General features: G+C 36.4%; 12 protein-coding genes. 7 read left to right on the forward strand and 5 right to left on the reverse strand.

Annotation, left to right across the window (positions count from 1 at the left end; all coding sequences use genetic code 11):
* Nucleotides 1–141: 141 nt before the first annotated feature.
* The 3 genes from FHT21_RS22420 to FHT21_RS22430 all read right to left on the reverse strand — a co-directional run bounded on the left by FHT21_RS22420 (nucleotide 142) and on the right by FHT21_RS22430 (nucleotide 2,001).
* Nucleotides 142–624 (reverse strand): biotin/lipoyl-binding protein, encoded by a 483-nt coding sequence (locus tag FHT21_RS22420; protein WP_167296959.1) that lies wholly within the window; start codon nucleotides 622–624, stop codon nucleotides 142–144.
* 556 nt (nucleotides 625–1,180) lie between these two features.
* Nucleotides 1,181–1,639 (reverse strand): CPBP family intramembrane glutamic endopeptidase, encoded by a 459-nt coding sequence (locus FHT21_RS22425; RefSeq protein WP_167296960.1) that lies wholly within the window; start codon nucleotides 1,637–1,639, stop codon nucleotides 1,181–1,183.
* 131 nt (nucleotides 1,640–1,770) lie between these two features.
* Nucleotides 1,771–2,001: a hypothetical protein gene (locus tag FHT21_RS22430; protein WP_167296961.1), complete on the reverse strand. Its 231-nt coding sequence runs from the start codon at nucleotides 1,999–2,001 to the stop codon at nucleotides 1,771–1,773.
* Between the two features lie 382 nt (nucleotides 2,002–2,383).
* Here FHT21_RS22430 and FHT21_RS22435 point away from each other — a divergent pair, with 382 nt between their 5' ends.
* From FHT21_RS22435 to FHT21_RS22465, 7 genes are all read left to right on the forward strand, one after another.
* A complete protein-coding gene (locus FHT21_RS22435) occupies nucleotides 2,384–3,796 on the forward strand; it encodes a S41 family peptidase (RefSeq protein WP_167296962.1) in 1,413 nt (470 codons plus the stop codon).
* A gap of 105 nt (nucleotides 3,797–3,901) precedes the next feature.
* Nucleotides 3,902–4,609 carry a S41 family peptidase gene (locus FHT21_RS22440; RefSeq protein ID WP_167296963.1) on the forward strand — a complete coding sequence of 236 codons (708 nt, stop codon included), beginning with the start codon at nucleotides 3,902–3,904 and terminating at the stop codon, nucleotides 4,607–4,609.
* Between the two features lie 209 nt (nucleotides 4,610–4,818).
* Nucleotides 4,819–5,742: a histidine kinase gene (locus FHT21_RS22445; protein ID WP_167296964.1), complete on the forward strand. Its 924-nt coding sequence runs from the start codon at nucleotides 4,819–4,821 to the stop codon at nucleotides 5,740–5,742.
* Complete coding sequence (locus FHT21_RS22450) at nucleotides 5,739–6,464, forward strand: LytTR family DNA-binding domain-containing protein (protein ID WP_167296965.1); 726 nt, start codon at nucleotides 5,739–5,741, stop codon at nucleotides 6,462–6,464. The genes FHT21_RS22445 and FHT21_RS22450 overlap by 4 nt, the downstream gene beginning before the upstream one ends.
* A 212-nt stretch (nucleotides 6,465–6,676) precedes the next feature.
* A complete protein-coding gene (gene pruA, locus FHT21_RS22455; RefSeq protein WP_167296966.1) occupies nucleotides 6,677–8,311 on the forward strand; it encodes an L-glutamate gamma-semialdehyde dehydrogenase in 1,635 nt (544 codons plus the stop codon).
* Nucleotides 8,312–8,380: 69 nt separating this feature from the next.
* Nucleotides 8,381–9,889 (forward strand): arylsulfatase, encoded by a 1,509-nt coding sequence (locus FHT21_RS22460; RefSeq protein WP_167296967.1) that lies wholly within the window; start codon nucleotides 8,381–8,383, stop codon nucleotides 9,887–9,889.
* A gap of 112 nt (nucleotides 9,890–10,001) precedes the next feature.
* Nucleotides 10,002–10,262: a hypothetical protein gene (locus FHT21_RS22465; RefSeq protein ID WP_167296968.1), complete on the forward strand. Its 261-nt coding sequence runs from the start codon at nucleotides 10,002–10,004 to the stop codon at nucleotides 10,260–10,262.
* Nucleotides 10,263–10,321: 59 nt separating this feature from the next.
* Here the strand turns inward: FHT21_RS22465 and can are convergent, their stop codons facing one another.
* Together can and FHT21_RS22475 are read right to left on the reverse strand one after the other, a co-directional pair.
* Entirely contained in the window at nucleotides 10,322–10,978 is a 657-nt protein-coding gene (gene can, locus FHT21_RS22470) for a carbonate dehydratase (RefSeq protein WP_167296969.1), read from the reverse strand.
* A gap of 2 nt (nucleotides 10,979–10,980) precedes the next feature.
* The gene (locus FHT21_RS22475) at nucleotides 10,981–12,588 is read right to left on the reverse strand and encodes a SulP family inorganic anion transporter (RefSeq protein ID WP_167296970.1); all 1,608 of its coding nucleotides are present in this window, start codon (nucleotides 12,586–12,588) and stop codon (nucleotides 10,981–10,983) included.
* Between the last annotated feature and the right edge of the window lie 96 nt (nucleotides 12,589–12,684).

The raw sequence follows: 12,684 nt of genomic DNA on the forward strand, positions 1-12,684 counted from the left end.
TAATAGTTTCATAGTAAAACTGATGATGATTAAATGCTATCTTTTACAAACTCCAGCGCGGGTGTTATCAAACTTGTTAGGTCATCATCTCCAAACTGTTGTTTCCATAAATTGGCGTAATGGCCATTTGCAATCATCATTTCAGTATGGCTCGCGTGCATTTTGAATCTGCTCCGCGTATTGTTGCCAACTTGCCGCATACAGGCCGGTTCGCAATGCAGGTTGCCCTGCATTGCTTAAGTCGACCAGTTTTAAAACGAGGAGCGCATCATTTAATAAATTTTTTAAATCACCAGAACGATTATTCAAAATCACATTTTGTGTTTCGGGTATAGTAGGGTCTATATTTAAAAGGAGTTGCCCTTTTTTTATTTTTTTGTTATCGGTTAAATTAATCAAGGTAATTTTCCCTGCCACAGGTGCTAGCAATTCTGTTCTTTCGATATTACTCTGCAAAGAACCATTGCCCTTAACGCTTACTGTTGTATAAATAAAAGGTAAGGCAGCTAAAGCCACAAGAATGAATAGGATTGTGGCAGAATAAATAATTTGTGTTCGTACCTTGGTATCGTGTAAAAAAATGATGGAGTTATCTTCGAAATTGGCATCTTCTATAAAAGGCATAATCATCAATTGGCTTGGTTAAGGCCAAGTTTGTGATTATTAATTTATACCAGAAAAAAGATACACGAAATGGGGGATTGTAGGGATGAAAAGGCTGAAATAGTCCAGTTATTTCAGGGTATTTGCAACTAAGACACGGAATCTACTAAAGTTAATATTAGGCTTCGTGCATTTCAGGAGTTAAGACCTCCTAATTTCTAAAGACCAAACATTCCTTCAATTGTAAATACAGTATTGCTAATACTTATTGGTGGCTAACATAATAGGCTGCCTTACCAACAAAATAACCACTTAAATAAATTATTCCTATTAGGGTAAAAGCCAGAAAGATAAATAGAAGAAGATTGTTTTTCATAGCAATTTTAGATGTGTTAATTAAAAATCATTACGGCAATAAAATATCGAAATCTTTAATGCCTTGTATTACTCCGTTTATAAAATATGTTCTCTGATCAAAAAGATAGATACATATCAGAATAGCAATAAATAAGATATTTACCATTCTTTGATTTTTTTTGACAGCTGTTTTTTCCATGGTGAAAAGCATATTTCAGAATTACTTAATATTTAATAAGTCACTAAAAAGAACTAATGAGTTATGTATCAAATGAATGATAAAAACAATTATAAATTTATTTAGCTTCAATCCTTCCCAATAAATGTAAGCTGTAATTAATACAATTCCTGCAAAAAAGCCATATAACATATATGCAAAACTTGAAAAGTGGACTAATCCAAATAAAGAACTTGAGATCAATATTATCATCCATTTTTTAGCATTTTTCTTTTTCAGGATATCATAAGGTGCTTTCTGAAAGAAATAAGTTTCAATTATTGGAGCTAAAAAACACGATAAAACTAATTTATAAGAAAACTCTTTATTGGTTATTCTACTAGTGTAAATAATTTTAGTTCCATACTTAAATTCGATTAATTCAGTAAAATAATCAAATAAAAAACTGACGATGAATAAAAAAAAAGAAAATGTTATAATAAATGCAGCTGGATTTTTCATTATACTTTCCAACCTTATTTTAACTGTACTATTGAACATATAGAGAATTTAAAACTTATATAGGATTAATGAAATTGCAAATTAAAGGAATTATCTCTAGGATATCTAAAAGACTATCCTAGAGATAAAATTTACTTTTTCAATCCAGATGGTAGTGATTGTTGGTAACGCCCCCCTTCTTGCCCTGCATAATACCATATTTCTACCCAAGCATCTAATACATGTCCTACTAAATAATCACCTAAACTGAATCCTCCTCCGTTTGTCATCTTAATTTCTTTAGCATCCAGTTCCTGAACACCAAAACTTTTTAATCTTGAGCTTTTCATTTCGTTTAATTTAAATTTTTGGTTCTTACTCATTAAGGCTTTTCAGATTCCGCCTATGTTGGCCTAACATGAAACAAGTATTGGATATTAAATTTCAATCAAAAAAAAAGATACACTAAAAGGCTTTTTATAAGGACAAAAAGAGATAATAACGTCCGAAATAGTCAATTTCGAATCAAACAAGATGCTACATTAACCCATACAGAAGATAATACAAATGTGTATTTTAAAATAGTTCATCCTTTAAATATAAATATCGACTATAATTGTAATTGAAAACTATGAAACCATCATGATTTTTCAAACCACAGCGGGGTGAATAAATGGTTCAAGCCTCTTTGAACACCATTAAACACATCTACATTGGTAAAAAATCTGATCGCTTCATCACCTTTAAAAAACAAACTATCTATAGATGAAAAAAATAATCTTCTACTTATTGCTCTTATTTCCATTTTACAACTTACAAGCCCAGAACTGTAATTGCGGTGATAACTTTAGTTATCTTACCAATAGAATAACAAAAAATTATGTAGGTTATACCGATAAAGTAACACCCGCAAATAGCCTGCAGTTTAAAAGATTCACCGATAGTCTACAACAGGTAGCGAATAAAGCTAATCCCTATAAATGCCTGAGTGTATGCCGAGAATGGATAGATTTTTTTAAAGATAAACACATGGCTTTTGGCATGGACTTCGATAAGCTCACCGCTGATTCGGTAAGGACATTTTTTGCAAACGAAGAAAAAACCACCTGGACCGAAAACAGTTTTAAATCTTACCTGCACCAGAATAAAACCAAACTCGATAGTATAGAAGGGATTTGGAGTGCTGGTATATATGAAGTTGGGGTAGTTAAAGACACTAGCCCTAATCAGTTTATGGGATTTGTATTAAAGGCTGATTCGATAAGATGGATGACCCAGCAAGTCAAATTCAGGTTAGTAAAAAAGGATGGACGATATGAAATGATTTATTTCAGCGGAGGAGACCATTCGGAACAGCACCCCAAATTATCAAAGCAAAAAGATACCATAACCCTTGGCATATTCGGTAAATGGATAAAGGCACCCAAGCCAACTGCAGCTATTACACCAAAAAAAGAGATAGATCTTTCGCCAAAATTTAGGGTTTTAGATCATGAAACGGCTTTATTCGAAATGCCCTCTTTTGGCAAAATGGAATATGTTGCCCCTACCGCTGCATTAATTAAAAAGAACGAAAGCATATTAAAAAACACCAAACATTTAATTATCGATTTAAGGAATAATAGCGGTGGCACTGTTTTAGTGTACGAAAAACTGATACCCTACCTGTACACCAACCCTATTTTAAAAGAAGGGGGGCTTGTATTGGCAACATCCGAAAATATTAAAGACGGTTATTCTAAAGAATACCCTGAGACTTCGGATAGCATGAAGAATGTTTTTATGAAAGAGCGCCAAAAACTGAAAGCTCATGTGGGAGAACTTTATAAACTATACCCTATCGATACCATTAAATTACAAACGGTGTATAAAAACCCTGAGCGAGTTTCCTTTCTTGTTAATAAAGGTACAGGTAGTGCTGCCGAAATGTTTTTACTTGAAGCTAAACAGAGTAAAAAAGTAAAGCTATATGGCACAAATAGTTCGGGGGCAGTAGACTATACTGAGTATGTAAAAATACTAATGCCATGTAAATTCTACACGCTTTATTACCCAGCCTGCAAATCTTTGCGATTACCTGATTATCCATTGGATAATATTGGCATTAAACCCGATGTAGAAATACCTGCCGATGTTACCGACTGGATTGATTTTGTAAAGAAGTATAAAACTAAATAACAGTCACTATTTAAGCCCTACAATCTATTGGTTTGGTACAGACAAAAGGCCAATTGGTGTATATTTTTTGGCAATTGCATCCAAAAATACATTGCTCCAGATCTAATGCCTAGTTTTAAAGTTTTGGATGAACAGACTTCACTTCTTGTACTGCCATCATTTGATTTTAAATATAAACTAAGGATAGATAGCCTAATTGATAGTAACAAAGATAATTTGGCAAATACAGAACATTTGATTATCGATATGCGCGATAATCCGGGAGGAATAACAGGTTGTTTTGACAAACTCCTTCCTTATTTATATACCAACCCAATATACGTTGATGGGGGGATTGTGTTAGCAACAGAAGATAATATCCATGATGGTTTTGAAAAGAATTATCCTTACGCCACTACTGCTTTAAAAAAAACAATGAAAAAGAATGCTAAAAAATTAAGAGCGCATCAAGGAGAATTTTACAAGCTTTATACTGGTAGAACCATAAAATTTTCAAAAATTTTAAAAAGCCCCTCCCGTATATCTATCTTAATTAACGAACATACGGCCAGCAGTGGAGAGTTTTTTATTTTAAGAGCAGAGCAAAGTAAAAAAGTAACACTATTTGGCCAAAATACAGCTGGTTGTGTTGATTATGCAGATGTAATAATTACTCATCCACCATGTGACTTTTTTACATTAACTTATCCCGTAACAAAATCATTGCATGCTATAAAACGACCGTTAGATAATATAGGAATAGCTCCAAATGTTAGGATACCTGATAGCGAAAAAGATTGGGTAAGTTTTGTAAAAAACTATAAAAATAATTAACTGTGAAAAATAAACATAAAAAAATAATTATCTATCATATCCTTTTTTGGATTGCATACATGTTGCTAGGCAATCTTTTAGAATATGCAAAAGATCCAACAACCTATTTTTTTAGCATTGCGGATGTCTTTTTCACTCAATTCCCTAATATTTGTACAGTTTATTTATGCATTTTGGTCTGTTCTAAATATGGCAATCCATTAAAACCCTTGCTGTTAATATTAGGGCTAATTCTAGCCTTTGCCTTCTCTTTTGGAAATTGGTATATTACGGGGCATCATATAAGGCCGCTTATAAGTGCAGTTGGTCCACCCCCACCCCCATTTAATTTCATACATTTTGGTGCCTCAGTATTATGGGTCTTTATTAGGTATTCTATTTTAGGTATCGGTTACTATTTCGCGAATGAGGGAATTAAACATCAAAAAAAACTACGCCTCATCGAAAAAGAGAAACATGAAGCAGAATATGCTTTTCTCCGGGCACAGATTAATCCACACTTTTTAAACAATACGCTCAACTTCTTTTTTGCAAAATCGTTACCCTTATCGCAAGAATTAGCTGATGGCATTATGACCCTGAGTGAAATTATGCGCTATTCGCTCGAAATGGACAAAGATGACCGTATGACTTTAATCGACGAAGAAATTGGGCATATTAACAACGTGATTAAAATTAATCAGCTTCGTTTCAATAACAAGTTACAGATTGATTTTAGTGTGAATGGAAGTACCGACAATGTAAGACTGATTCCATTAATTCTAATTACTATTGTAGAGAATATCTTAAAACATGGCAATTGTACAGATCAAGCGCATCCAGTTAAAATAGCCTTAAGCATTGATGAAATAAACCAAAACATCCAACTCAGTACATGGAATAAAAAGAAAAACGGACCTAAAGAACTGTCAAGCGGTATAGGCATGGAAAACATAAAAAAACGTCTTGCCAATCACTACAAAAAGGGCTTTGCATTAACAATTAACGAAACTGAGATTGATTATAGTCTCGAATTAATTTTACCTTACAATAAAGCAACCGATCATCAAGAAAAACCCAGTTCACTTGATAATTTACGTTTTTTAGAACATTTCAAGTTACCACAAATTAAACCTCAACCATACACCTCATGATTAACTGCATTATTGTTGATGACGAAGACCATGCTATTGAAGTAATACAACATTATCTAAAATCTGTTGCTGCAATACAGATTACTGCAACATTTACCAATCCGATTGATGCCCTGAGTTTTTTAAGCAGCAACCCAGTCGATCTCATTTTTTTAGATATTCATATGCCAGAGATATCAGGCATTGATTTCATCCAAACGATGAATAACAAAGAGGTACAGGTAATACTCACTACTGCATATAAGGAGTTTGCCACTGCTGGTTTTGATCTTGATGTAGTTGATTATTTAGTTAAGCCTATCCCCCTGCCCCGTTTTTTACAAGCCATAAACAAGGCCCAAAAGATTATTAACACCAAAAAAGTTAATATATCAGTTATCCAGCAGGATGATGATTATTTCATGGTTAAGACAGAGGCTAAAGGTAAAATGCTGAAAATTAATATTGCCGAAATCGATTTTGTTGAAGGCATGAAAAATTATATTGCTTTCCACCACAATGGCATCAGAACGCTTGCACTCCTAACCATGAAAGATGTAGAGGAAAGATTGCCCAAAGCGCAATTTATCCGGGTGCAGAAATCGTTTATAGTGGCGCTAAATAAAATCACCTCAATAGACGGAAACAGGATTATCTTAAAAGGGATTTCTGCAGAAATATTGATCGGAGAAACTTACCGGAAAGATTTTTTAGAGATGATGAAACAAAAGCTGATTTCCTGATCATAGAGAAAAGCGCATAACATTAGAAAAGTTACTTAAGCTATCCATATTTTAACCACAACTTCTTTAAAATTACCCTTTCATTGGCTTCGGCCTCCAGACTTCTATCTCTGACTATTCCAGTCAAACGTTTGCTCTATTTTTCTTTACAGAATAATAGAATTGCCTACCCCAAAAAGCATTATCTTTGTCCAAATCATAAAAAATAAAATATGCTTAAAGGATTTTTTAACGTACCTACCCCGGTTAACGAGCCCATTAACAGCTATGCGCCAGGCACAAAAGAACGTTTGCTTTTAAAAGAGGCTATTGCCGATGCCCGTTCTAAACAATTGGATATTCCGATGTTTATTGGCGGACAAGAGGTACATACTAATAATAAAAAGAAAGTAGTCGCTCCACACGATCACCAACATGTACTGGCTACCTTTAGTTATGGCGATAAAAGCCATGTAAAACAAGCCATAGACGCTGCTTTGGCCGCCAAGGCAGATTGGGAAGCTTTAGCTTGGGAACATAGAGCTGCTATTTTTATGAAAGCTGCCGATTTGTTTGCTACAAAATACCGCTACCAAATTAATGCAGCAACCATGCTTGGGCAAAGTAAAAATGCCTACCAGGCTGAAATTGATGCTGCTTGCGAACTGGTTGATTTCTTGCGTTTTAACGTAAGTTACATGCATGATATTTATGGCCAACAACCGCCTGTATCGCCAAATGGCATGTGGAACAGAACAGAACAACGTCCTTTAGAGGGTTTTATATTTGCTTTAACACCTTTCAACTTTACCGCAATTGCTGGTAATTTACCTGCTTGTGTAGCTATGATGGGTAATGTGGTTGTTTGGAAACCTGCAGATACCCAAGTTTACGCTGCTAACGTAATTATGCAGGTTTTCCGCGAAGCAGGCTTACCTAACGGTGTAATTAATCTTATTTTTGCTGATGGTCCTGAAGTTGGCGATGTGATTTTTAATCATGCTGATTTTGCTGGTATCCACTTTACAGGCTCAACAAAAGTTTTTCAGGAAATTTGGAAAACAATCGGAACAAACATCCATAAATACAAATCATATCCACGCATAGTTGGCGAAACTGGTGGTAAAGATTTTATCCTGGTTCATCCAAGTGCAGATGTTGCTGCTTCGGTTACTGCAATTGTTAGAGGTGCGTTCGAATATCAGGGCCAAAAATGTTCTGCTGCTAGCCGCACTTATATCCCAAAAAGTCTGTGGCCTGAGATTAAAAAATTAATAATCAGAGATTTAGCTTCGTTTAAAATGGGCGGAACAGAAGATTTCAGCAACTTTATTAATGCAGTTATTGATGAGCGTTCTTTCGATAAATTGGCTAAATATATTGATCAGGCTAAAAAAGATAAAGGTGTAGAAGTTATTGCCGGTGGCAATTACGATAAAAGCAAAGGTTATTTTATTGAACCTACCGTATTAGTTGTTGACGATCCGAAATACACCACCATGTGTGAGGAACTTTTTGGTCCGGTATTATCTGTATACGTATATGAAGATCAAGAATTTGACCAGATTTTAGAAATAATCGATACCACTTCACCTTATGCATTAACGGGGGCTATTTTATCACAAGATAGATATGCTATAGAAAAAGCCAGTTACGCATTACGCAACTCAGCCGGTAATTTTTACATTAACGATAAATGTACAGGCGCAGTAGTTGGACAACAGCCATTTGGCGGTGCCAGAGGATCGGGCACAAACGACAAAGCTGGTGCGATGATTAATTTGTTGCGTTGGGTTTCTCCTCGTACCATTAAAGAAACCTTTAACCCTCCAACAGATTACCGTTATCCATTCTTAGCAGAAGATTAATATTTACATACAAGGCCAAGCATGATTGTTTGGCCTTTTTTATGCCTAACCAGATATCCTTTTCTAACCATGAACCACAAATTTTTATTATCCCTCATTATTGGCCTCGCCAGCTTTAACTTTTACGCTACCGCACAAAAGAAACCCAATGTAATTATCATCTATGCCGACGATTTGGGTTATGGCGATCTTAGCTGTTATGGCGCAACAAAAATAAAAACCCCAAACATCGACGCATTGGCGAAGCAAGGACTGCGGTTTACCAATGGTCACGCTACCGCATCAACCTGTACCCCTTCGCGCTATTCTCTAATGACTGGCAGATATGCATGGCGTAAAAAAGGAACAGGCATTTTACCGGGCGATGCCGCACTAATTATCCCAACAGATAATAGTTCCCTTCCATCAATCTTTCAGCAGGCAGGCTATAAAACAGGACTTGTTGGCAAATGGCACTTGGGCTTGGGCAATGCCGTAGAAAAAGACTGGAATAAAGAGTTAAAGCCTGGACCAAAAGAAGTCGGCTTTGATTATTCGTTTATTTTCCCGGCTACGGCCGATAGAGTTCCGACCGTTTTTATGGAAAATCAACTGGTAGTAGGTTTAGACCCTAATGATCCGATTACAGTTGATTATAAAAATCAAATCGGTACCGATCCAACAGGAAAAGACCACCCAGAACTGTTAAAAATGCCTGCTGAAGCTAACCATGGACACAACCAAACCATTGTAAACGGTATTGGCCGTATCGGTTACATGCAAGGAGGTAAACTGGCCCGCTGGACTGACGAGGAAATTCCATTTACCTTTTTAACCAAAGCGAAAAATTTTATCGAGGATCACAAACAAGAACCTTTTTTCCTTTACTATGCTTTAACCGAACCGCATGTACCACGTTTATCCACTACCATGTTTAAAGGCAAAAGTGAATTGGGCAATCGCGGCGACGTAATTTTACAACTCGATTGGGCTGTTGGCGAAATAACAAAACAACTAAAATACCTGGGCCTTGATAAAAATACCATAATCATTTTTAGCAGCGATAACGGTCCGGTAATTATGGATGGTTACGAAGACCAAGGTTTCGAAAAATTAAACGGTCATACACCTGCAGGTAGTTTACGTGGAGGAAAATATAGTATTTTAGAAGGTGGTACGCGCGAGCCTTTTATTATTTCGTGGCCCGCAAAAATCAAACCCGGTGTTTCTGGAGCCTTAGTTTCACAAATTGATTTTTTAGCCTCATTTGCCAGTTTTTTCAATTTAGAAAGCAGAAATGCAATTGATAGTAAAAATGTATGGGATGCCTTTACTGGAAAGGACCAAAAAGGCCGCGACTTCTTTATCGAACAGAGCAACCAATTGGCAATTGTTAAAGACAACTGGAAATACATCAGGCCATCAAAAGGAGAAGCATTTTATAAGCTTACCTATACCGATAGCGGAAACCTGCCTGCGGCGCAGCTGTACAACCTAACAGATGATTTGGGTGAAAAAAATAACCTCGCTTTAAAATATCCGGAAAAGGTGAAAGAATTGGAAAATTTATTAAGTACCGAAGAAGCGAAAACTAAATAAAACAGATCGATTGGTTGGTTTTTCTAACCGACCAGATCTATACCACTCCAGTTTAAAGATGTAAAACTAATCTTCTTTTATTCTGTTTTATATAACAGCTTAAAAGAAGATCATGAAAAACGCAAAAGATAACAACGAAAATCTGGATAATAAAAAGGCAGATAACACTGCTGATAAAACCAACATGCCAGATCAATTGGTTCCCCGCCACCGAAGTAATGCTAAAGAAAATAAAAACACGGTAGAAACTGATGCTGGTAACCTTGGCCGAAATTTTGGAGTGGGCGATTTTGGATCTGAAGAAGCAAGAACAGATGCCGAAAAAGGCAACAAGGGACATGCGGGGAATATGCCGGATAGCGCAGAAAAATAAAAACCCGGATAAATCCGGGCTTTTCCTAACAACTAAAAAATAACATCTATGGAGATGTTTTATCCTACTTTAAACGCAGGAGCAACGTCATCAAGACAAGTACAGGTTACTTTCATGTCTTTAATGATTCCTGTTTTTAAACTGTATACCCAGGCATGTACAGCTAATTCCTGACCATTGGCCCAGGCACTCTGTACAATTGATGTATTGGTTACATTTGCAGCACCTTCAATGGCGTTTAGTTCAACTAAGCGGTCAAAACGCTGATCAGGATCTTTGATTGTAGCCATTTCACGCTCGTGCGTACGGTATACATCGCGGATATTTCTCAGCCAATTGTCTATAATACCAACCTGTTTATTGCCTAATGCAGCTTTTACGCCACCGCAGCCGTAATGACCACAAACAATAACATGTTTAACCTTTAATACATTAATGGAATAATCCAGTACGGAAAGTAAATTCATATCCGTATGCACTACCACGTTGGCAATATTTCTATGTACAAAAATATCGCCCGGTTTAGTGTTTGTGATCTGGTTTGCAGGCACGCGGCTATCAGAACAACCAATCCACAATACCGGTGGACTTTGGCCTTCAGAAAGTTTATCAAAAAAGGCAGGATCGCTGTCGATCGTATCTTTAACCCAGTCCTTATTTCCTTGCAATAAGCTATCGTATGTTATATCTTTCGTTTCTATTGTTTTTGCGCACATAACTATAATTTATTAATATCTTCTTCTACTTTAATATTTAATTTTGGTACTGTATAATGTTTTTGGATATTCTCCAACGTTACGATAATACCCTTGGTATAGGCATTATGTTTGTAATTATAAATCGTTTCCAATACATCAGGATCGATATACCTGGCATTCGAACCATCAATAATTACATCTGTTTCTTTTGGAATATTCGTTAAAACTACTTGTATCGCTGCTTTATTTAAGAAAGAAACTTCCTCTGCCAGTTTAATCCTGATATGCTTTTTATCGCCATCATTCGATATCCTATAAAAGAACGGATTACGCATATTGGTACGTAATAAATAGAAAATCGAAACCAACATACCAACAGCTACGCCTTTTAACAGATCGGTAAATAATACGGCTAATACCGTAACCACAAATGGCACAAACTGATCCCAGCCTTTGTGGTACATGTGTTTAAATAAGCTGATTCGCGTTAATTTGTATCCCGTTACCAAAAGAATTGCAGCTAAACACGATAATGGAATCATGTTAATTAGTCCTGGAATAAACAACAGCGATAACAGCAACCAAACACCATGAAAAATAGCCGACATCTTGGTTCTGGCACCAGCATTTACGTTTGCCGAACTACGAACAATTACCGATGTCATAGGTAAACCACCCACCATACCGCTGGCAACATTACCTAAGCCCTGAGCAATTAGCTCTCTGTTTGTTGGCGATACACGCTTAATCGGATCTATTTTATCAACAGCTTCAATGCTTAATAAAGTTTCTAAACTTGCAACAACAGCGATAGTTGCTGCTGTAATATAAACATTTTTATTAGCCAACTGAGAGAAATCGGGCATGGTAAATAGACCTAAAAATTCGCCAAAACCACTTACCACGGGGATTTTTACCATCTGATCAGCACGTAATGGGTGATCTGTACCGGCAAAAAGTATAGTTCCAAGAACGCCTAAAGCAACAACTAACAATGGAGCAGGTACAACCGCCAATTTTGGAAATTTAGGCCAAACGATCAGAATAGCTATCGATAATAAACTGATAACCACCGCGGCCAAACTAAAATGGCTTAATGCTGCAGTAATCGCAGAAAAAGTATTTTCGTGATCTTGTTGAAAGAATCCTTCGTCGCCACTAAAATCGGTATCAACACCCAACGCATGTGGCAGCTGTTTTAAAATCAAAATCAGTCCGATTGCTGCAAGCATCCCCTCAATTACACTCGAAGGAAAGTAATTACCAATAGTTCCGGCTTTAACCAGGCCTAAAATCATTTGGAATACTCCTGCCAGTACAACTGCAAGTAAAAAGGTTTGATAACTACCCAATGATGTGATGGCACCTAATACAATAACGGTTAAACCCGCGGCAGGGCCACTCACACTTAGTTGCGAGCCGCTAAAAGAGGCAACCACTACCCCGCCAATAATTCCGGTGATTAAACCCGCAAATAACGGTGCACCTGAGGCCAGTGCAATACCTAAACACAATGGCAACGCCACCAAAAACACTACAATACTTGCAGGTAAATCTTTCTTTAAATTCTTTTTAAGAATATATTTCTTCACGTCCGAACCTGAAAAGGCCGGGTTAAACTTTTGCATAACGATATAATTATCTAGTAAATTTTAACGAATAAATCGCGGGGGAAATCTTAATGCATATTCTGAAAGCGCAGCAATACAGTGTAAAAATTTTAA

The sequence above is a fragment of the Pedobacter sp. SG908 genome, assembly GCF_011759615.1.
GTDB lineage: Bacteria > Bacteroidota > Bacteroidia > Sphingobacteriales > Sphingobacteriaceae > Pedobacter > Pedobacter riviphilus.